19 protein-coding genes are annotated in these 26,972 nt (G+C 72.9%); 9 read left to right on the forward strand and 10 right to left on the reverse strand.

Annotated features, from left to right (window positions below; all coding sequences use genetic code 11):
• Position 1: 1 nt before the first annotated feature.
• The 5 genes from ACIP93_RS22900 to ACIP93_RS22920 form a co-directional block, all read right to left on the reverse strand.
• On the reverse strand, positions 2 to 901 hold the full coding sequence (locus tag ACIP93_RS22900) for a carbohydrate ABC transporter permease (RefSeq protein ID WP_345222899.1): 900 nt from the start codon (positions 899 to 901) through the stop codon (positions 2 to 4).
• A 5-nt stretch (positions 902 to 906) separates the two neighbouring features.
• Entirely contained in the window at positions 907 to 1,875 is a 969-nt protein-coding gene (locus tag ACIP93_RS22905) for a carbohydrate ABC transporter permease (RefSeq protein WP_401761304.1), read from the reverse strand.
• 7 nt (positions 1,876 to 1,882) lie between these two features.
• On the reverse strand, positions 1,883 to 3,217 hold the full coding sequence (locus tag ACIP93_RS22910; protein WP_345222904.1) for an ABC transporter substrate-binding protein: 1,335 nt from the start codon (positions 3,215 to 3,217) through the stop codon (positions 1,883 to 1,885).
• Between the two features lie 59 nt (positions 3,218 to 3,276).
• Positions 3,277 to 4,473 carry an ROK family transcriptional regulator gene (locus tag ACIP93_RS22915; protein WP_345222909.1) on the reverse strand — a complete coding sequence of 399 codons (1,197 nt, stop codon included), beginning with the start codon at positions 4,471 to 4,473 and terminating at the stop codon, positions 3,277 to 3,279.
• 218 nt (positions 4,474 to 4,691) lie between these two features.
• The gene (locus ACIP93_RS22920; RefSeq protein WP_401761306.1) at positions 4,692 to 5,807 is read right to left on the reverse strand and encodes a mechanosensitive ion channel family protein; all 1,116 of its coding nucleotides are present in this window, start codon (positions 5,805 to 5,807) and stop codon (positions 4,692 to 4,694) included.
• 243 nt (positions 5,808 to 6,050) lie between these two features.
• Between ACIP93_RS22920 and ACIP93_RS22925 the strand changes: the two genes are divergently transcribed.
• Complete coding sequence (locus ACIP93_RS22925) at positions 6,051 to 6,587, forward strand: HNH endonuclease (RefSeq protein WP_345222915.1); 537 nt, start codon at positions 6,051 to 6,053, stop codon at positions 6,585 to 6,587.
• Positions 6,588 to 6,769: 182 nt separating this feature from the next.
• Here ACIP93_RS22925 and ACIP93_RS22930 read toward each other — a convergent pair whose 3' ends face one another.
• Positions 6,770 to 9,742, reverse strand: a complete 2,973-nt coding sequence (locus ACIP93_RS22930) for a beta-N-acetylglucosaminidase domain-containing protein (RefSeq protein ID WP_401761308.1) — start codon at positions 9,740 to 9,742, stop codon at positions 6,770 to 6,772.
• 363 nt (positions 9,743 to 10,105) lie between these two features.
• On the opposite strand from ACIP93_RS22930, the gene ACIP93_RS22935 reads away from it, so the two are divergent.
• The 6 genes from ACIP93_RS22935 to alc all read left to right on the forward strand — a co-directional run bounded on the left by ACIP93_RS22935 (position 10,106) and on the right by alc (position 16,687).
• Positions 10,106 to 10,351: a hypothetical protein gene (locus ACIP93_RS22935; protein ID WP_345222917.1), complete on the forward strand. Its 246-nt coding sequence runs from the start codon at positions 10,106 to 10,108 to the stop codon at positions 10,349 to 10,351.
• On the forward strand, positions 10,352 to 12,928 hold the full coding sequence (gene malQ / locus ACIP93_RS22940) for a 4-alpha-glucanotransferase (protein ID WP_401761310.1): 2,577 nt from the start codon (positions 10,352 to 10,354) through the stop codon (positions 12,926 to 12,928).
• Between the two features lie 20 nt (positions 12,929 to 12,948).
• Positions 12,949 to 13,179, forward strand: a complete 231-nt coding sequence (locus ACIP93_RS22945; RefSeq protein WP_345222919.1) for a hypothetical protein — start codon at positions 12,949 to 12,951, stop codon at positions 13,177 to 13,179.
• A gap of 359 nt (positions 13,180 to 13,538) precedes the next feature.
• Complete coding sequence (locus ACIP93_RS22950; RefSeq protein WP_401761312.1) at positions 13,539 to 14,516, forward strand: DMT family transporter; 978 nt, start codon at positions 13,539 to 13,541, stop codon at positions 14,514 to 14,516.
• 10 nt (positions 14,517 to 14,526) lie between these two features.
• Positions 14,527 to 15,432, forward strand: a complete 906-nt coding sequence (locus ACIP93_RS22955) for a LysR family transcriptional regulator (protein WP_401761314.1) — start codon at positions 14,527 to 14,529, stop codon at positions 15,430 to 15,432.
• A 127-nt stretch (positions 15,433 to 15,559) separates the two neighbouring features.
• Positions 15,560 to 16,687 carry an allantoicase gene (alc, locus tag ACIP93_RS22960; protein ID WP_345222926.1) on the forward strand — a complete coding sequence of 376 codons (1,128 nt, stop codon included), beginning with the start codon at positions 15,560 to 15,562 and terminating at the stop codon, positions 16,685 to 16,687.
• Between the two features lie 111 nt (positions 16,688 to 16,798).
• Here alc and pepN read toward each other — a convergent pair whose 3' ends face one another.
• Positions 16,799 to 19,384: an aminopeptidase N gene (gene pepN / locus ACIP93_RS22965; RefSeq protein ID WP_401761316.1), complete on the reverse strand. Its 2,586-nt coding sequence runs from the start codon at positions 19,382 to 19,384 to the stop codon at positions 16,799 to 16,801.
• 153 nt (positions 19,385 to 19,537) lie between these two features.
• Positions 19,538 to 20,566: an aspartate-semialdehyde dehydrogenase gene (locus tag ACIP93_RS22970; RefSeq protein ID WP_345222933.1), complete on the reverse strand. Its 1,029-nt coding sequence runs from the start codon at positions 20,564 to 20,566 to the stop codon at positions 19,538 to 19,540.
• A 202-nt stretch (positions 20,567 to 20,768) separates the two neighbouring features.
• Here ACIP93_RS22970 and ACIP93_RS22975 point away from each other — a divergent pair, with 202 nt between their 5' ends.
• Positions 20,769 to 21,470, forward strand: a complete 702-nt coding sequence (locus ACIP93_RS22975; RefSeq protein WP_345222935.1) for a nitroreductase family protein — start codon at positions 20,769 to 20,771, stop codon at positions 21,468 to 21,470.
• Between the two features lie 130 nt (positions 21,471 to 21,600).
• Here the strand turns inward: ACIP93_RS22975 and ACIP93_RS22980 are convergent, their stop codons facing one another.
• Positions 21,601 to 24,897: a S8 family serine peptidase gene (locus tag ACIP93_RS22980; RefSeq protein ID WP_401761319.1), complete on the reverse strand. Its 3,297-nt coding sequence runs from the start codon at positions 24,895 to 24,897 to the stop codon at positions 21,601 to 21,603.
• A 298-nt stretch (positions 24,898 to 25,195) separates the two neighbouring features.
• Here ACIP93_RS22980 and ACIP93_RS22985 point away from each other — a divergent pair, with 298 nt between their 5' ends.
• Entirely contained in the window at positions 25,196 to 25,651 is a 456-nt protein-coding gene (locus ACIP93_RS22985) for an NUDIX hydrolase (protein WP_345222939.1), read from the forward strand.
• A gap of 44 nt (positions 25,652 to 25,695) precedes the next feature.
• Here ACIP93_RS22985 and ACIP93_RS22990 read toward each other — a convergent pair whose 3' ends face one another.
• On the reverse strand, positions 25,696 to 26,865 hold the full coding sequence (locus ACIP93_RS22990) for a hypothetical protein (RefSeq protein ID WP_401761321.1): 1,170 nt from the start codon (positions 26,863 to 26,865) through the stop codon (positions 25,696 to 25,698).
• Positions 26,866 to 26,972 lie beyond the last annotated feature (107 nt).

Genomic DNA, 26,972 nt, shown 5'->3' on the forward strand with positions numbered 1-26,972 from the left:
CCTAGCCCTTCACTCCGGTCAGCGTGACACCCTCGACGAACGCCTTCTGGGCGAAGAAGAAGACGAGGATCACGGGGGCCATGACCAGGACGGTCGCGGCCATGGTCAGATTCCAGTTGGTCTGGTGCGCGCCCTTGAAGGACTCCAGGCCGTAACTCAGCGTCCACGCCGCCGGGTTCTCCGAGGCGTAGATCTGCGGGCCGAAGTAGTCGTTCCACAGGGCGAAGAACTGGAACAGGGCGATCGCCGCGATGCCGGGCTTGGCCATCGGCAGCACGATGCGGACCAGCGTGCGGAATTCGCCGCAGCCGTCCACCTTCGCCGCGTCCAGGTATTCGTTGGGGATGGTCAGCAGGAACTGCCGCAGCAGGAAGATGGAGAAGGCGTCCCCGAACGCGAGCGGAATGATCAGCGGCCACAGGGTGCCGGTGAGGTCGAGCTGCTTCGACCAGAACAGGTACATCGGGATGATGACGACCTGCTGCGGCAGCATCATCATCGAGATCACCAGCAGCAGCGACAGATTGCGCCCGCGGAAGCGGAACTTGGCGAGCGCGTACGCGACGGGGACCGAGGAGACCACCGTCAGGACGGTGCCCAGGCCCGCGTACAGCAGGCTGTTCTTCCACCAGGTCAGGAAGCCCGGCGTCTCGAAGACCTTGACGTAGTTGCTCCACTGCCAGGTGTGCGGCACCAGGTCGCTGGTGAGCGCCTGCGCGTCGCTCATCAACGAGGTGAGCAGCAGGAAGACGAACGGCAGCACGAAGAACAGCGCGACCGCGATGCCCAGGGAGTGCACGCCGATCCAGTGCAGCGCCGCCCTGCGGCGGGCGGTGCGGTGCGCGGGGGTGGGGGCGGGCTCGGGGGTCTTGAGCGGTCGTTCGAGTGTCGAGGTGGACACGGACATCAGTCACCTGCCTGGAGGAGGCCGCCACGACGTCGCATCAGGAGGGCCGTGAAGGCCATCGCGAGGACGAACAGGACGAGTGCGGCGACCGCGGCGGCGCCGTAGTCGAAACGCTGGAAGCCGAGGTTGTAGACGAGCTGCGGGAGGGTCAGGGTCGACTTGTCGGGGAAGCCGGGCTCGAACTGCTGGCCCGAGTTCCCGATGACGCCGGAGGCGACCTTTCCCGCCACCAGGGGCTGCGTGTAGTACTGCATCGCCTGGATGACACCGGTGACGACGGCGAACAGCACGATGGGCGAGATGTTCGGCAGCGTCACGAAGCGGAACCGCTGCCAGGACGACGCGCCGTCCAGCTCCGCCGCCTCGTACTGCTCCTTCGGCACGTCGAGGAGCGCGGCCATGAAGATGACCATCAGGTCGCCGATGCCCCACACCGCGAGGACGGTGAGCGCCGGCTTCGACCAGGCCGGGTCGGTGAACCAGTTCGGCGCGGGGACGCCGAGCGAGGACAGGATCTCGTTGACCGGCCCGGTGCCCGGGTTGAGCAGGAACACGAAACCGAGCGTGGCGGCCACCGGGGGCGCCAGGTACGGCAGGTAGAAGAGGGTGCGGAAGACTCCCGTACCCGTCTTGATCTTGGTGATGAGCAGGCCGACGCCGAGGCCGAAGACGACCCGGCACAGCACCATCACGACGACCAGCCACAGCGTGTTGCGCATCGCCGGCCAGAAGTTCGGATAGTCCTGGAAGACGTAGCTCCAGTTGTCGAGTCCGTTGAAGACCGGGACGCCGAAGCCGTCGTACTTGGTGAACGAGAAGTACACGGTGGAGACCAGCGGGTACGCGAAGAACACCGCGAAGCCGATCAGCCACGGGGACATGAAGGCCGCCGTGCGCAGGGCCGCCTTCCGGCGCTTCGCGGCCAGGGCCGGCGCCCCGCGCTTCGTGTCGAGCGTGTGGATGGTCATGCGCGGACTACTTCGCCTTCGCGATGTCGGTGTCGATCTGCTTCGCGGTGCGCTCCAGACCGGCCTTCAGGTCCTTCTCCGCGCCCTTCTCGTACTGGAAGCCGAACTCCTGGAGGGTGTTGAGGTACGAGGCGCCGTTGACCGCGCCCGAGGGGGTGTTGGACTTCGCGTGCTGGGCGATGTCCAGGAAGGTCTTGAACGCCGGGTCGTTCTTCAGGTCCGGCGACTTCAGCGCCTCGAACGTCGAGGGCACGTTGTGGATGCCGTTGGAGAACTCGACGACCGCCTTGGTGTCGGTCGTCATGAACTTCACGAGTTCCCACGCGGCGTTCTGCTTCTTGCTCTGCGGGGCGATGCCCAGCACCGTGCCCGACAGGAAGCCCTTGCCGTAGTCGCCGACCCGGTTGTCCGGCACCGGCATCGGCGCGACACCGATCTCGAAGGGCACCTTGGCGTCCTTCGCCATCCCCAGCCGCCACTCGCCGTCCAGCTGCATGGCGACCTGGCCGGTGTGGAAGGGGTGCTTGGCGCTGAACTCGTCGCCGAAGGTGTTGCGGTACTTCTCCAGCTTGTCGAAGCCGCCCAGCCCGTCCACGAGCTTCTTCTGCGCCGTGAACATCTCCGCGAACGCCGGGTCCGTCGCCACCGCCGACTTGCCGTTCTTGTCGAAGTACGCCGGGCCCCACGAGCCGAGGTAGTGCTCGGTGGTCGTCTCGTAGCCGTGGTAGTTCGGCATGAAGCCGAGCTGCTCGTAGCTGTCGCCCTTGGTCTTCGTCAGCGCCTTCGCCGTCGTCAGGAGTTCCGAGTACGTCTTCGGGGCCTCCTTGATGCCGGCCTTCGCGAAGGCGTCCTTGTTGTAGTACAGGCCGTACGCGTCCGCCAGCAGCGGCAGCGCGCAGCGCTTCCCCTCGAACTGGGTGTAGTCGAGCATGACCTTCGGGAAGGTCTTCTCCAGGTCCAGCTTCGACTTCTCGATGAACGGCTTCAGGTCCGCGAACGCGCCCGAGGAACAGAACTTCCCGACGTTGGACGTGGTGAACGACGACACCACGTCCGGGCCCTTGGAACCGCCGCTGCGCAGCGACTGGTTGAGCTTGTCGTCGTTGACGTTGCCGACGACGTTCACCTTGATGTTCGGGTGCGCCTTCTCGAACCGGTCGACGTTCTCCTTGATCGCCTTGACCTCGCTGGGCGCGCTCCAGCCGTGCCAGAAGTTGATCGTGGTGTTGGCGTTCGGGTCGTCCTTCGCCACGTTCTCGGCGGAGCCGGTACAGGCGGTGGCGAGAACGGAGATCGACGCGACGGCGACGGCGGCGGCGGTCAGACGGCGGTTTCTGCGCATGGCAAAGCTCCCAGGGACAGGACGGGGCAGGACGGGACGAGGCGGGCAGGGACGGGGGACTAGCGGGAGGAGGTGTCGAACACTTCGTCCCGGGTGGCCTCCAGGGCGCTCTGCAGCGCACCTCTCAGCACGGGGCTCCGGTGGATCTCACCGAGCACCAGGCGGGGACGGGGCGCGGCCAGGTCGGCCAGCTCCGTCTGCACGAGCGAGCGCAGGGGTTCACCGCCGGCGACGGCCAGCCCACCGGACAGGACGATCAGTTCGGGGTCCAGCACCGCCACCACGGACGCCAGCCCCACCGCCAGCCGGTGCGCGTACTCGGGCAGCAGTCCGCACAGCCCGGCCTCCCCGCACGCCGCCCGCTCCAGCAGGTCCACGGCGACCTCCACGGCGGGCTGCTCCGGCGTCTGGTGCCCGAGGCCCTTGGCGATCCTCGGTACGGCGACGGCGCCGGCCAGCTCCTGGAAGCCGCCGCCGTTGGCCTGCGCCACCCGGCGGATCAGCGGGGCGCCGGGCACCGGCAGGAAGCCGACCTCGCCCGCGCCGCCGGTCCAGCCGCGGTGCAGCCGCCCGCCCAGCACCAGGGCGGCGCCGAGACCGGCGTCGGCCCACAGCAGGACGAAGTCCCCGTGGCCCCGGGCCGCACCGAGCCGCTGCTCGGCGACCGCCGCCAGGTTCACGTCGTTCTCGTACTCCACCGGCATCGGCAGCGCCGCCGCCAGCTCGTCGAGCAGTGTGGGGGAGTGCCAGCCCGGCAGGTGCGAGGCGTACCGCAGCCGCCCGGTGCTCGGGTCGAACGCGCCGGGGGTGCCGATGACGACCCGGTGCAGGCCGGCCGTGGTCAGGCCGGCGTCCTTCGCGGCGCCCTCGACCGCCTGCGTCACCTGGCTCACGACCCCCGTCGACGCCCGTCCGGGGGTGGCCAGTTCGAAGCTGCCCACCGTCTCGCCGGTGAGGTCGGCGACGGCGGCCCGGATGCGGCCGGGGTCGACGTCCAGGGCGGCGACGTGCGCGGCGCCCGCGTTGACCGCGTACAGCTGCGCGCTGGGTCCCGGGCGGCCCTCGGTGGTGCCGGTGGCGACGACGAGCCCGGCGGCCTCCAGGCGGGCCAGCAACTGGGAGGCGGTCGGCTTGGAGAGCCCGGTGAGCTTGCCGATCCGGGTGCGGGAGAGCGGGCCGTGCGCCAGCAGCAGATCGAGCGCCGCCCGGTCGTTCATCGCGCGCAGCACACTCGGTGTGCCCGGAGTCGTGGCCATGACGCCCTCACCCGCCTTTCGGCTGCCTGCTCCCCAACCACGTTGTTAGGAAAGTTTCCTATTCGGTGCGAGGAACGTAAGGCGCAGGTGAAAGGCCCGTCAATGGGAAGCGCCCCCGAGGCAACCAAAGCGTTACCTGCGGGGGCGCAGAAAGGTGTTCCTGGGGCTGTTGTGTCTTTTGCGCTTTTCGCGCGGTACGACACCGGGCGGGCCGGTACCTACTTGTTCAGGTTCGGCTGCGCGGCCGGCGCCGGAGCCGGTGCGGCCGGGCCCGGGCCGGGCGTCGCGCCGGCGGGCGGGATCGGGTTGGCCGCCATCGACTGCGGGGACAGCGGGTTGGCCATGGCGGACGGGGCGGCGACACCCGCCGACGGGTCGGCCGCCTCCGCCTCGGGCACCGCCTCGGGGCCGCCGACGATCCGGATGCCCGCCTTGTCGAAGGCCGCCTTGACCCGCCAGCGCAGCTCGCGCTCCACGCCCAGCGCCTTGCCCGGCATCGTCTTCGCCGACACGCGCACGATCATCGACTCCAGCAGCACCGAGTCCAGGCCCAGGACCTCGATGGGACCCCACAGCCGCTCGTTCCACGGCTCGGCCTTCGCCATCTCGTCGGCGACCTCGGCGAGCACCTCGCGGATGCGCTCCAGGTCCTCCGTCGGGCGGACCTGGACGTCGATGCCGGCGGTCGCCCAGCCCTGGCTCAGGTTGCCGATCCGCTTGACCTCGCCGTTGCGCACGTACCAGATCTCGCCGTTGTCGCCGCGCAGCTTGGTGACGCGCAGCCCCACCTCGATGACCTCGCCGCTCGCCACCCCGGCGTCGATGGTGTCGCCGACGCCGTACTGGTCCTCCAGGATCATGAAGACGCCGGACAGGAAGTCGGTGACCAGGTTGCGGGCGCCGAAACCGAGCGCCACGCCCGCGACACCCGCGGACGCCAGCAGCGGTGCCAGATTGATGTTCAGGGCGCCCAGCACCATCAGTGCCGCGGTGCCCAGGATCAGGAACGACGCCACCGAGCGCAGCACCGAGCCGATCGCCTCCGAGCGCTGCCTGCGGCGCTCGGCGTTGACCAGCAGCCCGCCGAGCGCGGTGCCCTCCACCGCCTGCGCGCTGTTGTTCATGTGCGTTATGAGCTTGGTGATGGTGCGCCGGATGACCGTCCGCAGCACCGTCGCGATGATCACGATGAGCAGGATGCGCAGGCCCACGTTCAGCCAGGTGGACCAGTTCTGCTCCACCCAGCTCGCGGCGTTGCCGGCCTTCTCCGCCGCCTCGTCGAACGTGCCGGGATCGGCGGGCGGACCTGCGACCAGTAGGGCGGACCAGGACACCTCGGGCACCTCCATGCGATGTGGCAGGCCCACCACACTAACGGGGCAAGGTGGCACACCTTGTTGACATCGGGGCGCCGGGCCTGTGGTTCCGGACACCTCCGCGGCCGGTTCCCCGCTGTGGCGCACAACACGTCGGGCCCATTACCCGGACGTGGTGGCGCCACGACCAGGCATGAGGGGAGACTGTTCGGGAATCGTCCCGGCGCGAGCCACGCGCCGCCGGCGTACAAGGAGGCATCCGTGCCGCATGTCCTGGTACTCAACGCGTCGTACGAGCCCCTCGGCGTCGTACCGCTCCGCCGCGCGCTCGTCCTCGTCCTGGAGAACAAGGCCCTGTGCCTCGAGGAGTCCGGCGCCTTCCTGCACAGCGCGACCCGGGCCGTCCCCGCGCCCAGCGTGGTACGGCTCAAACGCTTCGTGCGGGTCCCCTACCGGGGGCCCGTTCCGCTCACCCGCCGTGCGCTCTTCGCCAGGGACGGCGGGCGCTGTATGTACTGCGGTGGCGTCGCAACCAGCGTCGACCACGTCATTCCGCGCAGTCGCGGCGGACAGCACGCCTGGGAGAACGTGGTGGCGGCCTGCCGTCGCTGCAATCACGTCAAGGCCGACCGGCACCTGCTGGAACTCGGCTGGCGCCTGCGCCACCAGCCCGCCCCGCCGTCGGGGCTGGCCTGGCGCATCATCGGGACGGGGCACCGCGATCCGCGCTGGCTGCCGTACCTCCAGCCCTTCGGCGCGGACGACGCCCTGGCCCGGATCGACGGCGTCTCCGCCTGAGACCGGGCTCTTTCGTCGGCGTTCGCCCACCCGCCGGGCGGGGCGGGTGAGCGTTCACACACCACGGGCTTGAGGTGAGTGAGCGCTCACTCGCGTGGTCCGGGTGGAGGGTGAACGCTCACTCACCCGGCCCGGCCGGAGGGCCAACGCTCACCCGCCCCTGCCGGACCGCGGGCGCACGCTCACTCACCCCGCTCGCGCCCTCGCCCCCGCTCCTCCTCCGCCACCGCGTACACCTCGACCGACCACAGCGAGTACCCGAACCGGGTCGCCCGCCTGTCGCCCTGCACCCGGACGAACCTCACGTCCCGTGCGTCGAAGCGCACCGTCTCCGCACCCCCGCGGCCGTCCCGGACGGTGGCCGCCGTGCGCCAGGTGCGGCCGTCCGCCGACACCTGGACGCGGTACGCCGTCGCGTACGCGTCCTGCCAGCGCAAGGACACCAGGCCCACCCGCGTGGGCCTCGCCAGCTCCGCCTGCCACCAGGCGCCCGCTCCCGCCGGCGACGACCAGCGCGTGCCGGCCCTGCCGTCCGCCGCGGCCGACGCCGGGAAGTCCGCCGTCTCGTCCCCCGAGGAGGAGATCCGCGCCGTACGCGCCAGATCGGGCCCCGCCGTACGGGGAGCCGCCCGCACGACGAGCGTCTGCTCCGCCCCCTCGCCGAAGGACACCGGAATCCGGTACTCGCCCGCCGGGGCGTCCTTCGCGACCCTGACGTCCAGCGGCACCGAGGCGTCCGTGCCGCGCGGCACCACCGTCGCCTTCGGCGCGAGCACCTCGATGCCCCGGGGAGCCCTCGCGACCAGCTCCCCGCGCACCTCGCCGGGCCGCTGCCCGGTCAGCGCCGCCCGCACCCGCACCGGCGGCCCGCCGATCTCCGCGTCGATCTCCGCCCGCGACAGCGCGAGCCTGGCCTCCGGCTCGTCCGCGTACCACGGCACCACCCGCTGCACCCGGGGGGCCTGCCGCTGCCAGGCGAGCCGCACCGCGTCCACGCGCGTGCCGCCCACCGGCGTCTGCGTCCAGCCGTCCGCCGTGAGCGCCCCGGCCCGCCGCCACCCCTCGCCGGGGACGTGCACCTCCACGGCGGCGTCGGTGACACCGGGGGCGGCCATCGTCGTGACCGTCGACACCGGACGCGCCCGGCCCAGCCGCACGGTGTACGTGCCGGGCCCCTCGGTCACCTGCCCCGGCTCGCGGTCGGCGCCGGTCCAGGCCGCGCCCTGCCGCACCGCCTTCGACAGGAACGGGTCCAGCACGCCCTTGCCGACGGTCACCCGGGGCGCGCTGAGCGCCTTCCGGGAGGCGTCCAGGGCCCGCGAGTGCCGCCAGGCGCCCGCGCCGTCCCCGGCGGCCTGCGCCTGGAGCATGTCCACGGCCTGCTCGCCCGCCTGCCCGTACCGGGCGAACCGCTCGATCCACGGCCGCACCTCGTCGTCGAAGGCGCCCTGGGCGGCGGCGCCGAGCCGCCGCGGGGTCTCCCGCATCACCGTGAAGGCGGCCCGCAGCCGCTGTGCCGCCGCGTTCCGCGGACCGGCGTCGGCCGACGAGCGCGACGCCCAGAACGCGTCCATCAGGGGACGCAGGTACGCCGACTCGTGGTGCGGGTCCAGGATCGAGGAGGCGTGGTTCCCGGCGAACGCCCGCATCGCCTCCCGGGCCTTCGCGTCGTCGCCCGCCAGGTCGTCGACCGCCGCCCGCCAGGACTCCTGCGGCCGGTAGCCGCGCGGGTTCCAGGCGAAGTCGGCGGCCGTGAACAGCGGAATGCGGGACGCGGAGGGCTGCTCCATGGCGTTCGACAGCAGCGCGGCGCTGCGGCCCGCCACGGCCGGTTCGCGGCCCGTGTAGGGGCCGAGGAAGATGCGGTCCTGCGCGTAGTCGTTGACCGGGTAGTTGTCCATCGTCACCAGCGGATGGCCGAACGCCTCCCGGGTGGTGACCAGTTCGCGCCCGCTGATGGTGCGCGGCACCACGCCCACCCCGGTCCACGCCACCTGCACCCGCCCGTCCAGCTCGGCGGCCAGGGCGCGCCGGTACTCCGTGGCGCCGTCCTGGTAGAACTCCGTCGGCATCAGCGACAGCGGCTCCGCGCCCGGATGCCGGTCCGCGAGGTGGCGGGCCACCGCGCTCGCCACCCGCGCGTGCGCCTTCGCCGCGGCCGCCGGACCCGACCCGAACACGTCGGCGTCCTGACCGCAGTGCCACTCGCTGTAGCTGACGTCCTGGAACTGGAGCTGGAAGACCCGCACCCCCAGCGCCCACATGGCGTCCACCTTGCGGGTGAGGGCGCGCACGTCCCGGTCGTCGGACATGCACATCGCCTGCCCCGGCGCCACCGCCCACCCCAGCGTCACGTGGTTGCGCCGCGCGTGCTCCGCGAGCACCCGGAAGGAGGCGCGCTCGGCGGCCGGGTACGGATCGCGCCACAGCGCCTGGCGGTACGGGTCGTCCCCGGGCGCGTACAGGTAACGGTTCTGCTTGGTGCGGCCCAGGAAGTCGATCTGGGCGAGCCGCTGCTCGGTGGTCCACGGCCGCCCGTAGAAGCCCTCCGTCATGCCGCGCACGGCCGTCCCCGGCCAGTCCCGCACGACGACGCCGGCGACGGCGGTGCGCGCGCCGTCCGTGCGGACCAGCTGCCGCAGGGTCTGCGCCGCGTGGAAGACGCCGTCCGCGCCGACGCCGTCCAGCGCCACCGTGTCGCGCCCCCCGAACCGTCCCACCGCGATCCGGTAACCCCCCCGCGGGAGATCGCCCGTCGCCGGCGCGCGCAGCGCCGCCATCGCCTCGTCGGCCGCCCCGGCCCGTACGACCAGACCGCGCGGCGGCAGCGGCTCGCCCGGGGCCACCTCGTAGAGGGTGTGCGCGCCCGCGCCCCGCAGCACGCTGCGCAACGCGTTCACCGCGTACGCGTCGGTGCCCGGCGCGACCACCAGCACCGCCTCGTCGCCCACCGGAACGGCGGGGCCGGCGGCACGCACCGTCTGCGGGCGCGGCCACACCGCCGGCGGCGCGCCGTCGCCGTCCTGGTCCCGCGACGCGGGGGCGGGCAGGTCCGGGGCGGGCGGAGCGGCCGCCGCGCCCGGCGCACCGCCGAGCAGGCCGCCCATCACGGCGAGCGCGACGGCGGTCGCGCCCCTTCTGCGCCCCAACTGCACCCCAGTACTCCTCTGTGCTCACGTGCCGCGCGCCGCCGCGGCGGACGGCCGCGGCGCATCGCCGTCGCCGCCCGTCCGCGCCCGCGCCGGCGTGCGGCATTGATCGTTCCGTTACCCGCGCGCGCCGAGCCCATCACCCGTGTGCCGACAGTGTCAATGCGGGCGCCACCGGCGTTCCGCCCGCGCACGGCGGATGTGCCGGACAGTCTGCGGCCGTGCGTCCGATTCCTTCCACTTCTTGCGCCGACTGCCCATCGGAGGAAGTAATGTGACCCGGATCACGTTCCCGTACGGGAAAGGTCTGCGGCTCCGCCCGGTGGGTAGAGACGCTGAAGTCCGCGTCCCCCACCGAGGGAGGCCTCCGTGGCCGCTTCCGCCCAGCTCCTCCTGTCCGCCCTGTCCCCACAGGTCTCGGGCCCCGACTCCGTCCTCGACGGGTCCTGCGCCTGTGGCTGCGGCGCCGAGCCGCTCCTGACCAGCGAGCCGCCCCTCGCCGACGCCGCGCCGCTCACCAGCGAGCCTCCGCTCACCGACGCGACGCCCCTCACCAGCGAACCGACCTCGTACGGCACCGCGTCCGGCACGGAGTACCAGCACCCGGGGATCTGAATGACCGCAGCAGGGGGAACGGCGCCCGACGACCGGCCGCCGGTTCCGCGCGACACGCCCGGGGCGCCCGCCGCGCCGGGACAGCCCGACCGGGCCGGCCGCGACCGTGCGCCCGGCACACCGCCGGCGGAGCCGCGCCCGGCCCCGGCGCCACCGCCCCGGCCCGCCGCCGACCCGCCGGAACCCCCAGCCGCGGACGCCCGGCCGAACGGCACCGCCGGGCCGGACCCCGCGCCCGGCGGACACCCGGACCCGGCCGCGGCGGACCCGCCGCCCGTCTCCGGCACGCCCTTCTCGGCGGCACCGGCTGATCCCGGCCGGCCCGCCGCCCCCGACCCGGCCGCCACCGCGTCGTCCGAGACTCCCGACGCGCCCACGGCGCCCGGCCCCTCCGACGCCCCCGCCGTCGCCGCCCCGCTGGCCCGGCTCGCCGCCCTGCACGGCGTCGCCGTCTCCTACGCGCCCTCCGAGGGCCGCACCGTCCACGTCCCCGAGGCCACCGTCGTCGCCGTGCTCGCCGCCCTGGACGTCGACGCACGCACCCCCGAGGCCGTGGACGCCGCGCTCGCCGCCCACGACGCCCGCGCCGACAGCGCGGTGCTCCCGCCCACGCTCGTCCTGTGGCAGGACGCCCAGGAGCCCCCCGGGGCCCTCACGGCGCTCCCCGGAGGCACCGCGCTGCGCGTCAGCACCGAACAGGGCGAGACCCGCACCTGGTCCGTCCCGGCCCCCGCCCGCCGCGACAGCTCCGCCCCCGCCGCCGGGAGCGCCCCCTGGGCCGAACTGCCGCCCGGCGTCCACCGGTTGTCGGCCGTCCTGCCCGACGGCCGCGAGTCCTCCTGCCACCTCGTCGCCGCACCCGCCCGCACGGTCGCCCCCGAAGGCCCCCGGCACGGCTTCCTGGTCCAGCTCTACTCGCTGCTGTCCACCCGTTCCTGGGGCATGGGCGACCTCGGCGACCTCGCCGAACTCGCCGCCTGGGCCGGACGGTCCGTCGGCGCGGGTTTCGTGCAGGTCAACCCGCTGCACGCCGCCGTCCCCGGCGCCCCGACCGACCCCTCCCCCTACCGCCCCTCCTCCCGGCGCTTCCCCGACCCGGTGCACCTGCGGATCGAGGACGTCCCCGAGTTCGCTCACGTCACCGGCCCCGGCGACCGCGCCCGCCTGGACGGCCTCGTCGCCCGCGCCGCCGCCCTGCGCGACGGGGTGCTGTCCGAGGGCGCCCTGCTCGACCGGGACGCCGTCTGGGCGCTCAAGCGCGAGGCGCTGGAGATCCTGTACGCGGTGCCGCTGGGCCCCGGCCGGCGCGCCGCCTACCGCGACTTCCTCGCCGAACAGGGCACCGCCCTGGAGGACCACGCCACCTGGTGCGCCCTGGTCGACACCTACGGCCCCGACCGCGCCCGCTGGCCCGGCGCACTCGCCGACCGCGCCTCCGCCGACACCGCGCGGGAGCGCGCCGCGCTGGCCGGCCTGGTCGACTTCCACTGCCGGGCCGTCTGGGACACCGACCGCCAGCTCGCCGCCGCCCAGCGCGCCGCCCGGGAGGCGGGCATGGCCGTCGGCCTGGTGCACGACCTGGCCGTCGGCGTGCACCCCGACGGCTCCGACACCTGGGCGCAGGCCCAGGCGTACGCGTCCGGCATGTCGGTGGGCGCGCCCCCGGACGCCTTCAACGCCCACGGCCAGGACTGGGGCCTGCCGCCCTGGCGGCCCGACGTGCTCGCCACGACCGGCTACGCCCCGTACCGCAGCCTGCTGCGCAACCTCCTGCGGCATGCCGGCGCCGTCCGCATCGACCACGTGATGGGCCTCTTCCGGCTCTGGTGGGTGCCCGCGGGCCTGCCGCCCACCGAGGGCGCGTACGTCCGGTACGACGCCGAGGCCATGCTCGCCGTCCTCGTCCTGGAGGCGCACCGCGCCGGGGCCGTCGTCGTCGGCGAGGACCTCGGCACCGTCGAGCCCGGCGTGCGCGACGCGCTGGCCGCGCGCGGCGTGCTCGGCACCTCCGTGCTGTGGTTCGAACGGGACTGGGCCGGCACCGGCCGCCCGCTGCCCCCCGACGCCTGGCGCGAGGGCTGTGTCGCCACCGCCACCACCCACGACCTGCCGTCCACCGCCGCCCGCCTCACCGGCGACCACGTCGCCCTGCGCCACCGCCTCGGCCTGCTCACCCGCCCCCTGGAGGAGGAGCGGGCCGAGGACGCCGCGGAAGTCGCCGACTGGCTCACCTGTCTCACCCGGCTGGGCCTGCTGCCCGAGGGCGGGGGGGACGAGGAGGCCGCGATCCGGGCCGTGCACCGCTTCCTGCTGCGCACCCCCGCCCGCATGGTCGGCATCTGGCTGCCCGACACCGTGGGCGACCGCCGCCCGCAGAACCTGCCCGGCACCTGGGACCAGTACCCCAACTGGCGGCTGCCCCTCGCGGACGCCGCCGGCCGTCCCCTGACCCTGGAGGAACTGGTCGCCTCGCCCCGGCTGCACGCCCTGATGGAGGTGTTCCGCGAGGCGTCCGGCACCGGCACGGAAGCGGGGGCGAAACCCCTTACGGCACCCCCGGGCGAGCGCCCCGCTTAGTCGTTCGCTACTTTTGCACCGTGGACAAGAAGAACGCTCTGCGCGCCGGCGCTGTCGCGACCGGTACGACGCTGATGATGCTGCTCCTGTCGTCTCCCGCGCTCGCGGCCGTACGGGACGACGGTGACGACCCGGGCAAGGGTCTGAGCGTCGCGGAGACCCTCGGTCTCTTCGTCGCCGCCCCGATCGGCCTGTTCGTGGTCATCGCCGGCCTGGTGATGGTGCTCGACAAGTCGCGCAAGCAGGCCTGACACCGGACTTCGCCTCTCCGAGGGCGGGGGGGGGGGGGGGGGGGGGGGGGGGGGGGGCGCGCGCCGCGCCCCCCCCCCGGGCCCCCCCCCCGCGCAACAGCGGGGAAGAATATGAGGGTGGGGGGGTGGGTGGCCACCCGGGGCCGCCGGGGGCCGGGCCCCGGTTGTCCCCCGCGCGGGGGGGGGGGTGGCCCCGTGGCACCGCGGGCCGCCCCCCCGCCGCCCTCGCTGCGTTCGCCCACGCCTTCATCGTTCGTTTTCACTGAACAGTGGTGTCGAAAAGTTTCGATGGACCTGAACGTCGCCCGGGTGTGACGGTGGTGCCCTCACCGGCCACCGCGACATCCAGGGGGACAACGATGGCAGTACTCCACCGCACACCGGGAAGCACCACCGCCGCCGCGACCGAGCCGGACGCCGGCACCGCTCCCGGCCCGGCCCTCCGAAGGAGCGCCGGGCTCGGGCTCCTGCTCGCCGCCGTCGCCACCGTCGTCTGGTCCGGCAGCTTCGTCACCTCCCGCGGACTGCACGACTCCGTCCCCCCGGTCCAGGCCGCCTTCTGGCGCTGGATCGTCGCCCTGCTCGCCGTCGCCCCCTTCGCCGTCCGCGCCACCTGGCGGCAGCGCGCCGTCCTGCGCGAGCACCTCGGCTTCGTCGCCCTCGCCGCCCTGCTCGGCGTCACCGTCTACAACACCCTCGTCAACCAGGCCGGTCTCGACACCCCCGCGGGCACCATGGGCATGATCATGGCCGCGTCGCCCGTCGTCATGGCGGTGCACGAGCGCCTGGGCGGCCGGCGGCTCGGCGCGCGCCGGGTCGTCGGCATGCTGGTCGCCTGCGCCGGCGTCCTGCTGCTGGTGAGCGAGGGCTCCCTCGCCCTCGGCCTGTCGGCGGGCGCGTTCTGGATGATCGCCGCCGCGCTGTGCTTCGGCTCCTACAGCACGCTGCTGCGCCGCAAGCCCGCCGGCATCGGCGGACCGGCCTTCCTGTTCAGTACGTTCGTCCTCGGCGCGCTGATGCTGGCCCCCGTGTACGGCGTCAGCCTCGCCGTCCAGGGCGGCTTCGAGGCGCGCCCCGGCACCGTCGGCCCGCTCCTGTACGTCGGCGTCTTCTCCTCCGCCGTCGCCTTCTTCGCCTGGAACAAGGCGGTCTCCCTGATCGGCGCGGCCCGCGCGGGCGTCGTCTACTACCTCCAGCCGGTGTGCGTGGCGCTGCTGTCCTACGCCGTCCTGGGCGAGGAGACCGGATGGCTCCAGGCGCTGTGCGCGGCGCTCATCCTGGGCGGCGTGGTGCTGGGCGCGACCGCCGGTCCCGCCGGGCCGCGGAAGGCCCGCTAAGTTGCGGGTCATGACCGAGTGGGACATCAAGAAGCTGCGCATCCTGCGGACCCTGCGCGAGAGGGGCACCGTGACGGCCACCGCGGAAGCGCTGCTGATGACGCCGTCGGCCGTCTCCCAGCAGCTCTCCAACCTCGCCAGACAGCTCGACGTGACCCTCCTGGAGGCGCACGGCCGCAGGGTCCGCCTCACCGACGCCGCCCACCTCGTGCTCCGGCACGCGGAGGCGGTGTTCGCGCAACTGGAACGCGCGGAGGCCGACCTGGAGGGCTACGCCAAGGGCGAGACGGGCGAGGTGCGCGTCGGCGCGTTCTCCACCGCCGTGCCCGCCCTCGTCGTACCCGCCGTACGGCGCCTGCGCGAGACGCATCCGGGCCTGGAGGTGCGCGTACGGGAGGCGGAGGCGGCGGAGGCGTACGAACTCCTCGCGGACGGCGCCGTCGACCTCGCCCTCTCGCTCGCCGCGCACGCGCCCACCGCCCGCGACCCGCGGTTCGCCCGCGTCCCGCTGCTCGCCGACCCCCTCGACGTGGCGCTGCCCACGCACCACCCGCTCGCCGCCGCCCCCGGCCTGCGCCTGGCGGACCTCTCGGGCGAGGCGTGGATCTTCGGCGGCAGCGGCCCCTGGTCGGAGATCACCACCGCGGCCTGCGAGGCGGCGGGCTTCGTGCCGGCGCAGGCGCACAGCGCCGCCGGCTGGACGGCGATCCTGGCCATGGTCGAGGCGGGCATGGGGGTCGCCCTGGTCCCGCGGATGGCCGCCGCCGAACGCCGCGCCGGCGTCGTGATGCGCGTGCTGGAGGCCGATCAGCCGCGCCGCCACGTGGTGGCCGCGGTACGCCGGGGCGCGGAGGACGGTCCCGCGGTGGGCAGGGCGCTGGCGGCCCTGCGGGCGGTCGCGGGCGAGAGGGCGTAGAGCGGCTCCACGAAGGTTCCGGGCGGGGGCCGCATCGCCGTGCCGCCCCATCGTTCAGTTCTGCTTCAAAGCCTGTACGAAAACTTTCGATGGACCTGGGTGGTGCCGGGGCCCCACAGTCGTACCCATGACGACCAACGAGAGCGACCCGCACGCCAACGACGCAGCCCCCTACGGCGGAGGCGACCCGTACGCCGACTACCGCGGTGCGGGCGACCTCCCGTTCACCGAGCTCGTCGACCTCGCCGACCGCCGCCTCGGCGCCGGTGTCATCGCCGCCAACGACGAGTTCTTCGCCGAGCGCGAGAACCTCCTCATCCGCGAGCGCGCCGTCTTCGACCCGGAGCACTTCGGGCACAAGGGCAAGATCATGGACGGCTGGGAGACCCGCCGCCGCCGCGGCGTCGACGCCGAGCACCCCTTCCCCGAGGCCGAGGACCACGACTGGGCGATCATCCGGCTCGGCGCGGCCGGCGTCATCCGCGGGATCGTCGTCGACACCGCCCACTTCCGCGGCAACTACCCGCAGCGCGTCAGCGTCCAGGCGACCGCCGTCGAGGGCTCCCCGAGCCCCGAGCAGCTCCTCGCCGACGACGTGAAGTGGGAGGAGATCGTCCCCGTCACACCCGTCAGGGGCCACGCGGCCAACGCCTTCGCGATCGACGTCGAGCGCCGCTTCACGCACGTACGCCTGTGCCAGCACCCCGACGGCGGCGTCGCCCGGCTGCGCGTGCACGGCGAGGTCGTCCCGGACCCCGAGTGGCTCCAGCTCCTCGGCACCGTCGACCTCGTCGCCGTGCAGAACGGCGGCACCTACGAGGACGCCTCCGACAAGTTCTACTCCTCGCCCACCCAGATCATCCTGCCCGGCACCTCCCGCAAGATGGACGACGGCTGGGAGAACCGCCGCCGCCGGGTGCGCGACACCAACGACTGGGTGCGCTTCAAGCTCGTCGCCCAGGGCGCGATCCGCGCCGTCGAGATCGACACCGCCTACCTCAAGGGCAACTCGGCCGGCTGGATCGCCCTCAGCGGCCGCAACGGCGACAGCGGCGACTGGTTCGAGATCCTGCCGCGCACCAGGCTGCAGCCCGACACCCTGCACCGCTTCAAGCTCCCCGCGCAGGCCGTCGCCACCCACGTGCGCCTCGACGCCTTCCCCGACGGCGGCGTCGCCCGCATGCGCCTGCACGGCACCGTCACCGAGCAGGGCCACGCCGAGCTCACGGCCCGCTACGCGGACCTGAGCGACTAGGAACCACAGGCTCCGTGCGTGCGGTGGACAGCGAACCCGCACGCACGGGAACAACAGAGGGCCCCGGCGCACACCCACCCGCGCCGGGGCCCTCCTCCCGTTCGGCCGCCGCTACGCAGCGGCCGCCTCGTCCGCCGCCTGCGCCTTGAGCGCCCGCTCCACACCGGCGCGCGACTCCGACACCAGCCGCCGCAGCGCCGCACTCGGCTCCGCCGACGCCAGCCAGACGTCCGTCGCGTCCAGCGTCTCCTGCGACACCTGGAGCGCGGGGTAGAGACCCACCGCGATCTGCTGGGCGATCTCGTGCGAGCGGGAGTCCCACACCTCCTTCACCGCGGCGAAGTACTTCGCCGTGTACGGAGCCAGCAGCTCCCGCTGGTCGGTCTGCACGAAGCCGCCGATGACCGCCTCCTGGAGGGAGTTGGTCAGCTCGTCGGACTCCACGACCGACGCCCACGCCTCCGCCTTCGCGGCCTCCGTGGGACGCGCCGCACGGGCCGAGGCCGCGTGCTGCTGGCCCGCCGAGGTGTTGTCGCGCTCCAGCTCCGCCGCGATCTCGTCCTCGTCGACGACGCCCACGGCCGCCAGCCGGTTCACGAACGCCCAGCGCAGGTCGGTGTCGACGGCCAGGCCCTCGACGGACTCCGAACCCTCCAGCAGCCCGCGCAGCAGGTCCAGTTGCTGCGGGGTGCGCGCGGTGGCGGCGAACGCCCGCGCCCACGCGAGCTGGTGGTCGCTGCCCGGCTCGGCCGTCCGCAGGTGTGCCAGCGTCGCCTCGGTCCACTGCGAGAGGCCCGCCTCGCGCCAGGACGGCGCCGCGTACAGGTCCAGCGCCAGCTTCACCTGGCGGTGCAGCGACTGCACCACACCGATGTCGGACTCCTTGGAGATGCCGGAGAGCACCAGCGCGAGGTAGTCACGGGTGGCGAGCTCGCCGTCGCGCGTCATGTCCCAGGCCGACGCCCAGCACAGGGCGCGCGGCAGCGACTCGGCGAAGTCGCCCAGGTGCTCGGTGACGAACGCCAGCGACGCCTCGTCCAGACGCACCTTCGCGTAGCTCAGGTCGTCGTCGTTCAACAGCACCACGGCCGGACGCGCCCGCCCCACCAGCGCCTCCACCGGCGTCAGCTCGCCGTCGACGTCCAGCTCGACCCGGTCGGTGCGCACCAGCCGGCCCGTGTCGTCCAGGTCGTACAGGCCGATCGCGATGCGGTGCGGCCGCAGCGTGGAGACGCCCTTCGCGCCCACGGGCAGCGTCGGCGCCTCCTGCTTGACGGCGAAGGCGGTGACGACGCCGTCGGCGTCCGTCTCGATCTCCGGGCGCAGGACGTTGATCCCGGCCGTCTGGAGCCACTTCTGCGACCACGTCCCCAGGTCGCGGCCACTGGTCTGCTCCAGCGCGCCCAGCAGATCGCTCAGCTGCGTGTTGCCGAAGGCGTGCGCCTTGAAGTACGCCTGCACGCCGGCGAAGAACGCGTCCATGCCGACGTACGCCACGAGCTGCTTGAGCACCGAGGCGCCCTTGGCGTACGTGATGCCGTCGAAGTTGACCAGCACGTCGTCCAGGTCACGGATGTCCGCCATGATCGGGTGCGTGGAGGGGAGCTGGTCCTGCCGGTAGGCCCAGGTCTTCATGGAGTTCGCGAACGTCGTCCAGGAGTGCGGCCACTTCGAGCCCTCGGCGTAGGCCTGGCAGGCGATCGAGGTGTAGGTGGCGAACGACTCGTTCAGCCACAGGTCGTTCCACCACTCCATCGTCACCAGGTCGCCGAACCACATGTGGGCGAGCTCGTGCAGGATCGTCTCGGCCCGCACCTCGTACGCGGCGTCCGTGACCTTCGAGCGGAACACGTACTGGTCGCGGATGGTCACCGCACCGGCGTTCTCCATCGCGCCCGCGTTGAACTCCGGCACGAAGAGCTGGTCGTACTTGGCGAAGGGGTAGGCGTAGTCGAACTTCTCCTGGAACCAGTCGAAGCCCTGCCGGGTGACGGCGAAGATCTCCTCGGCGTCCAGGTGCTCGGCCAGCGAGGGGCGGCAGTAGATGCCCAGCGGCACCCGCTGCCCGTCCCCGCCCTCGTACACCGAGTGCACCGCGTGGTAGGGACCCGCGATCAGAGCGGTGATGTACGTCGAGATGCGCGGCGTCGGCGCGAAGACCCAGACGTCGTCCTTGACGTCCTCGGGCTCCGGCGTCGGCGAGTTCGAGATCACGGTCCAGCCCGCCGGGGCCTTCACGGTGAACTGGAAGGTGCCCTTCAGGTCGGGCTGCTCGAAGGAGGCGAACACCCGCCGCGCGTCCGGCACCTCGAACTGCGTGTACAGGTACGCCTGCTGGTCGACCGGGTCGACGAAACGGTGCAGGCCCTCACCGGTGTTGGTGTACGCGCAGTCCGCGACGACCCTCAGCTCGTTGGCCCCGCCGCGCAGCGACGGCAGCGCGATGCGCGAGTCGGCGAAGACGGCCGCGGCGTCCAGCGCCTCGCCGTTCAGCACGACCTCGTGCACGGTGGGCGCGACCAGGTCGATGAAGCTGGCGGCGCCGTCCTCGGCGGAGTCGAAGCGCACCGTGGTCACCGAGCGGTACGTGCCGCCCTCCTGCGCGCCACTGAGGTCGAGCTCGATCTCGTACGCGTCCACCGTGAGCAGCCGCGCGCGCTCCTGCGCCTCTTCGCGGGTCAGATTGGTACCGGGCACCCTGTCATCTCCTCGGATCGTGACGTTCCGGGCCATCCTTCCACGGCCCGGTCCGCAGTCGGCAGTGAGATTTGCGGTCCCGGCGGGCGCACACGACAAGGGCGGCGGCCCCCGGGTCCCCGGGGGCCGCCGCCCTTGTCGTGGCGGGACGCGTCAGCCGTTGAGCTCCGCCGCCACCAGCTCCGCGATCTGCACCGCGTTCAGCGCGGCGCCCTTGCGCAGGTTGTCGCCGGAGACGAACAGCGCGAGGCCGTTCTCCACGGTCTCGTCCACCCGGATGCGGCCGACGTAGGAGACGTCCTGCCCGGCCGCCTCCAGCGGCGTCGGGATCTCCGAGAGCGCCACCCCCGGCGCCCCGCCGAGCAGCTCGTAGGCGCGCGCCACGCTGAGCGGACGCTCGAAACGCAGGTTGACCTGGAGCGAGTGGCCGGAGAAGACCGGCACGCGCACACAGGTGCCGGACACCTTCAGCTCCGGGATCTCCAGGATCTTGCGGGACTCGTTGCGGAGCTTCTGCTCCTCGTCCGTCTCGAAGGAGCCGTCGTCCACGATGGAGCCGGCCAGCGGCAGCACGTTGAACGCGATCGGCTTCTTGTAGACGTTCGGCTCGGGCAGCTCGACCTTGTCGCCGCCGTGGGTCAGCTCGGCCGCCTGGTCGACGATCTTCTTCACCTGGCCGTCGAGCTCGGCGACACCGGCCAGACCGGAACCGGAGACGGCCTGGTAGGTGGTGGCGACCAGCGCGGTCAGACCGGCCTCGTCGTGCAGCGGACGCAGCACCGGCATCGCGGCCATCGTCGTGCAGTTCGGGTTGGCGATGATGCCCTTGGGGCGGTCGGCCACCGCGTGCGGGTTGACCTCGGACACCACGAGCGGGACCTCGGGGTCGCGGCGCCAGGCGGAGGAGTTGTCGATGACGACGGCGCCCTGGGCGGCGACCTTCTCGGCCAGCGCCTTGGACGTGGCGCCGCCGGCGGAGAAGATCACGATGTCGAGGCCCGTGTAGTCGGCCTGCGCGGCGTCCTCGACGACGACCGGCCTGCCGTCCCACTCCAGCGTCGTGCCGGCGGAGCGCGCCGAGGCGAACAGCCGCAGCTCCTGCACCGGGAACTTCCGCTCCGCGAGGATCCGCAGCACAACTGCGCCGACCTGACCGGTGGCTCCGACGATTCCGACCCTCACGGTGACTCCTCAGTCCCTTGTGTGTGCAGGCATGGCGACCTGCGGCGATGGCACCCATGATGCGGGAGGTGCCGTCCGGCTTGTCCAATCGGTTGTCCGAGGGGCGGACCGCGGCGCCGCGAAGCGTCCGCTCAGCGGACAGCGGGCACCGGATTTCCCGAACCTCCGGACACAGGGTCCCTGCCCCCTTCATGCTCTGCCCATGACTGTGACAAAGAACAAGTGGACGCCGACCCACGGCGACCCCTACCGGCCGGTCCCGTACACCCCCGCCCGGATGGACGCCGCCGCGTCCCTGGCCCGCGCCGCCGAGCTGCGCGCCCGCATGGACGAGCGCCGCACGGTCCGCCAGTTCTCCACCGACCCGGTCCCCGAGCAGGTCGTCCGGGACGCCATCGCGTGCGGCGCGACCGCCCCGTCCGGCGCCCACCAGCAGCCCTGGACCTTCGTCCTGGTCAAGGACCCCGACGTACGCCGCCGGATACGCGAGGCCGCCGAAGCGGAGGAGCAGCTCTCCTACGACGGCCGGCTCGGCGAGGAGTGGCTCGAAGCGCTCCGCCCGCTGGGCACCGACGAGGTCAAGCCGCACCTCACGGACGCCCCCGCCCTGATCGTGGTCTTCCAGCAGCGCTACTGGCTCGCCGAGGACGGCACCAAGCGCAAGCACTACTACGTCGACGAGTCGGTCGGCATCGCGGTCGGCATGCTCCTGTCCGCCCTCCACCTCTCGGGCCTCGCCGCCCTCGTCCACACCCCCAGCCCCATGCGCTTCCTCTCCGAGGTGCTGCACCGCCCGGTCAACGAGAAGGCCTTCGCGGTGATCCCGGTCGGCTACCCGGCCGACGACTGCCGGGTCCCCGACCTGGTCCGCAAGTCCCTGGACCAGGTCCTCGTCGAGATCTGACCGGCGCCTGCGCCTGTCACCGCATCCGCACCTGCCACCGCACCCGCGCCCGCCCCGGCCTCCGGACGCGCGAAAGGGGCGGACCGGAGACTTCCGGCCCGCCCCTCACTCGTACAGGAAGATCAGTCCGTTACTGGACGACCTTGTCGATCTGCACGCTGCCCGTGCCCGCGGCCGTGCCGCGCGCGTTCAGCAGTTGCACCTGGCCGAAGAACTGCCGGCCTTCCGGCGCCGGGCCACCGACGTTCACCGAGGCCGTGACCTGGGCGGACGCACCGTTGGCGAGGGTGACGGTCTTGCTCTCGTCGGTCGTGACGGTGCCGAGCGACGGCGCGAAGAACACGTCCCGGTAGTCGTACGTGGTGCTGCCGGCCGGAACCGAGTAGCCGTCCACGACGATGGTGTACGTGCCGGCGGCGGGCTTGACCAGGCTGACGGCCTCCTCGGAGTCGCCGTCCGCGGCCTTGCCGACCTCCTTGCCGTCCTTCAGGACCACCAGGTCCAGGTCCGCCTTCGCGTCGGAGACCTTGCCGATGGCGACGTCCAGGCGCTCGACGCCCTCGCCGAGGACGACCGTGGTCTCCTGCGTCTCACCCTGCTTGATGGCCGGCGTGGCGACCTTGGCGGAGCCCAGCGGGCCGCCCTTCAGCTTGCCGGTGAGAGCGCCGAAGTCGTTGGTGACCTTCCACTCGACGGGGGCCGGCGTGCCGGCCTTCGCCTCGGGGACGACCTTGACCGCGGGGTCGAAGGTGGCGCCCAGCAGCGTCACGTCCAGCGTGTGCGGGTTGTCCAGCAGCGGCGACGTACGGCGCGACTCGACCTCGATCTCCCAGACGCCCGGCGCCGGTTCCGGGTAGGAGCGCACGTCCGGGCGGCAGGTGTTCGCCGGGTTGGTGTAGTTCGGGTAGCAGTTGGTGGTCGCCGTCGGGTCGGACGGGACGCCGTAGGGGTGGATCGAGATGAACCGGGTCTGGCTGCCCGCGGCGAGCCCGCTCAGCGCCACTTCCAGGTTCTTCGCGCCCGCGGGGACGTTGACGAAGTACGAGGTGGGGGCGTTGCGCTGGACCGTGCCGGTCTTCTTCAGCGCGTAACCGGGCTTGGCGAGCTCGTCGGCCGCGACCACGGTCGTCAGGATCTGCTTGTCGATGCCCTCGGTGGCCTTGTCGGAGACCTCCAGGACGGCGCTGTGGATGCCGCCGGTGCGCGGCTGCGCGGACACCTTCACCGTGACCGGCTTGTTCAGCGGCAGCTTCACGACGTCGTCGCCGACGACGCGGAAGGTGCCGTCGTTGTTCTCGAAGTGCAGCTCGTGGCGGACGTCGCCGGCCGGGCCCGAGGTGCGGGTGACGGTGATGTCGTACGTCTTCTTCTGTCCGGTCTTCAGGCCGCCCTCGCGGTCGTACAGACCGGTGCCGAAGCCCGGCGTCTTGAGCGCCTGCTCGATCGCGGTGTCGACCGGGGCCTTCACCGTGTACTCGTGCGCGGTGGCGCCCTTCTTCAGCGACTTCCACGCGTCGACGACGTTGATGAGACCGGCGCCCTGCTCGTGCGCCTGCACGCCCTTGATGTGGTCCGCCTGGCTGACCAGCGCGGTGCGCAGCTTCGCCGGGGTGAGGTCCAGCTTGGCCTGCTTGGCGGCCGACAGCAGCAGCGCGGAGGCGCCCGCCGCCTGCGGGGAGGCCATCGAGGTGCCCTGGAGCATCTGGTAGCCGGCCGGCAGCGGGTAGCCCGCCTCGGCGACCGGGCCGCCGGGCAGCCAGGTCTGCGTGGTGTTGATCGCCGCGCCGGGCGCGGTGATCGTCGGCGCGAAGCCGCCGTCCTCGCGCGGGCCGCGGGAGGAGAACGGCATCATCGCGTACTTGGTCTTCACGACCGAGCCGTAGTTGGCCGCCCAGGTCTCCTTGGAGATGGACGCGCCGACCGAGATCACCTTGTCGGCGAGGGCCGGGTCGCCGATGGTGTTGGTGCCCGGGCCGCTGTTGCCGGCCGAGATGACCAACTGCACGCCGTAGGTGTCGATCAGCCGGGTGTAGAGCTCGGCGCGGGCGTTGTTGCCGTCGTTGAGCGCCGGCAGACCGCCGATCGACATGTTGACGATGTCGACGCCGCGGTTCTGGACGAGGTCGGCCATGCCCTCGGTCAGGGCGATGTTGGTGCAGCCGCCGTCCCAGGTGCAGGCCCGCGAGGACACCAGCTTGGCGCCGGGCGCCGCGCCGTTCATCTTGCCGCCGAAGAGCTTGTTGGCGGCGGTGATGCCCGCGACGTGGGTGCCGTGCTCGCTCTCGATGAGACCGATGTTGACGAAGTCGGCCTTCGCGCCGGCGCCGTTGTAGACGACGTCCTTGCGGTACTCGACCACGAACGGGATCTGCTCGACGACGTCCGTCGCCGGGTCGTCCTTGCCGAAGTACCCGATCTGGAACTTGTCCTTGTACGGGCTCATCGCGGTCTCGTCGGCGAAGTCGCCGTCGTTGTCCAGGTCCACCCGGACCGTCCCGGCGGCCGGGTCGTACAGCACGCCCCAGACGTCGGTGGTGTCGCCGTCGCGGTTCAGGTCGCCCTTGGCGTCGCCGCCCGTGGTGGCGTTCTCGCGGAAGACGTTGAACTTGTACGTGCCCTCGGGCGCGCTCCAGGTCCGGCCGCCGGCGGTGAAGGCCGGGCCCTTGACCTCGGTGAGCATCGGACGCCAGGTCAGGTCGCCGTCGGCCACCGGGTCCGTCGACGTCACCCAGTCGACGATCTTGCGCTCGCCGGTGGTGGTCTTCTGGAGCGCCGGGTGCCCGAGGTCGACACCGGAGTCCATGATGCCGATGGTGACGCCGCGGCCGTCCGCCTTCGAATTCTTCTTCACGAAGTCCACGGCGCCCGTCTCGAAGGACGGGTTGTACGGGTTCTCGGCGGGGGTGTTCCGGTCCGGCGCCGGGTACGTGCCCTTGCCGGCCTCGGCGGCGCCCCGGGCGCGGTCGGCGGACGGCGTCGGGTCGTCGAGCTTGATCTCCTGCTTGAGGTCGATCGCGTGGACGCTGGAGAGCTTCGCGGCCGCCTTCAGCGCGGCCTCGGCCTTCGCGGTGGGCAGCGTGGCCCGCACGTAACCGAGCTTGTCGTCCCGCTTGCCGACGATCGCGCCCTGCACGCCGTCGAACTGGGCCGTGACCTGCTCGGTCGCGCCCGGCGCGGTGGCCACCATCACGGTGACGTCCTTCGCGCCCGAGTTCTGCGCCTCGGTGAGCAGCGCCTCGTCGACGCTGCCGAGCTTGGCCTCGGCGGCCTTGGGGGCCGGAGGAGTGGGGTCCGGGGCGTCCGCGGCGAAGGCGGGCAGCGGCGCGGTCGCACACAGCGCTGCGACCAGCGAGGCCGCGAAGGCTATTCGCGCGGTACGTCTGACACCGCCCGCGCGGGGCGCGGAGGGCTGGGGGGTGGCGGTCATGTGCATCCCTGAATGTGAAGGATCTGGAAGAAGTCCGGACAGAAAGAGTCCGGATTTCGGTGCCCAATGACCGGTCAGCATGTCGTAAGTGACAGTTGTTTGGGGAGAGTTGACTGAGTCGTCATCGCCTCTGGCGTGAACCCGCCACTGGCACGATCCCGCCCCGCGGGAACCGGGTGCCCTCTGCACGCACCCCGGCCGCCCGTCCCCCGCGGCCGCTCCCCGGCCCCCGGGGCCCGCCGCACCCGATTGCCCCCGTTCCGGGTGCGCGGCGCCCGGTACCGCCTAGCCTCTCCAGATGAACGCAGAGTTGAGAGTGGCCGCCTACGCCGTGTGCGTACGGGACGAGAAGGTGCTGCTGGCCCGCTGGGTGGCCCGCGACGGCGCGAAACGCTGGACGCTGCCCGGCGGCGGCCTCGAACACGGCGAGGACCCCCTGGAGGCGGTCGTCCGCGAGGTCGACGAGGAGACCGGCTACGCCGTCGAGCCGGTACAGCTCCTCGGACTGGACTCCATCCGCCGCCGCTACCCCCGCCGCCTCGGGTCCTTCGCGGACTTCCAGGGCCTGCGCGTCGTGTACGAGGCGAGGATCACCGGCGGCGAGCTCCGCCACGAGACCGGCGGCTCCACCGACCTCGCCGCCTGGCACCCCCTCGAAGCCGTCACCGCCCTCGACCGGGTCGAGCTCGTCGACACCGGTCTCGAACTGTGGCGCACCCGCCCGGCCACCGGCCGGGTGAAGTCGCCCTCCTGACCCGGGCCCGCCGCACGGCGGGCCGGGCCGCCGCCGCCGCCGGCTCAGCGGGGGAGCACGACCACGTAGGCGGCCGGGTCGCGGTCCACGGACGCCATGAGCGCCGTGCGCACCACGGCCGCCTGCTGGTCCGCCGCGTCCCGCAGCTTCTTCGGCGTGAGGTGCACGACGGTGATGCCCAGACGCTCCAGGTGCTCGCGCTTGCGCGCGTACTCCGTCCAGAGCGCGTCCTCGTCCTGGCGCGGCGCCCGGGTGTCCAGCTCCACGGCCACCGACTGGTCCGGCCAGAACGCGTCCACGCCGCCCAGGTGCGGGCCGCCCGGCAGCCGCAGGTCCACGTTCCACACCGGGTCCGGCAGCCCGAAGTCGCGCACCATCGCGTACAGGCGGTCCTCGGCGATCGAGCGGCCCTCCGCCAGCAGGGCGTCCACCGCGTCGCTCACGTGCGGCCGGGTCAGCAGCCGGGCCAGGGTCAACTCGCGCACGATCGACGCCGGTTCGCAGTGGCCTTCGCGCACCGCCTCCGTCAGGACGCACCGCACCGCGTTCGCGTCGCTCAGTTGCGCCACCGCGTCGGCGACCGCCCGCGCCACCGGGGCCACCGGCAGGCCCGTGACCAGCTGGGCGCCGGGCAGCGCGTGCGCCCGTACGACCCGGACGAAACCGACCGACCGCAGCCGCCGGGTGCGGGGTACCAGCACGTCGATGTGCTCCAGGCCCAGCAGCGGCGGCGCGGAGGCGAACCGGTGCAGGGCCAGGGCCGCGAGACCGGTGATCACCGCGCCCTCCTGGGACCGCCCGGTGTACAGCAGCGCCGCGTGCAGCCGCTCCTCGCTGGTCGCCGCCCCCCGGTGCAGCAGGAACACCCCCGGCAGCACCTGCTGCCACGGTCCGCCCGCCCGGCACTGCGCCGCCGCCTTCGCCGCGGAGACGCCGTGCTCGCGCAGTTGGGCGGAGGTCAGGACCCGGCGCTGGACCTCGGAGAGGTGACGGAGCGGCAGGGCGCGGACGGCGGCCTCCGCCGACACCGCGGGGGACGCGGTCCGGGGCCCGGGGGTCGTGCGCGAGGCGGGCACGGACTGCGCCGGGGGCGTGGACCGGCCCGGGGGCGTGGACTGCGCCTGGGGGTGCGTGTCGTTGTTCATGCCGACGACTTTCCCGCCCCCGGCCCCGCTTCTAACCGCTGTTACAGTCCCGTCGACATTCCGGGACAACCCCGCCCTAAAGTACGGCTGTTCGACTGCCGAGCAGTACCCCGGGCGGAGCGTCCGAAACGTACGCGGACGTCCGAAAGGTGCGCGGGGCGCACCGAGAACGCACG

Origin of the sequence: Streptomyces sp. NPDC088745, assembly GCF_044751045.1 — a bacterium.
GTDB classification, from domain to species: Bacteria; Actinomycetota; Actinomycetes; order Streptomycetales; family Streptomycetaceae; genus Streptomyces; species Streptomyces cremeus.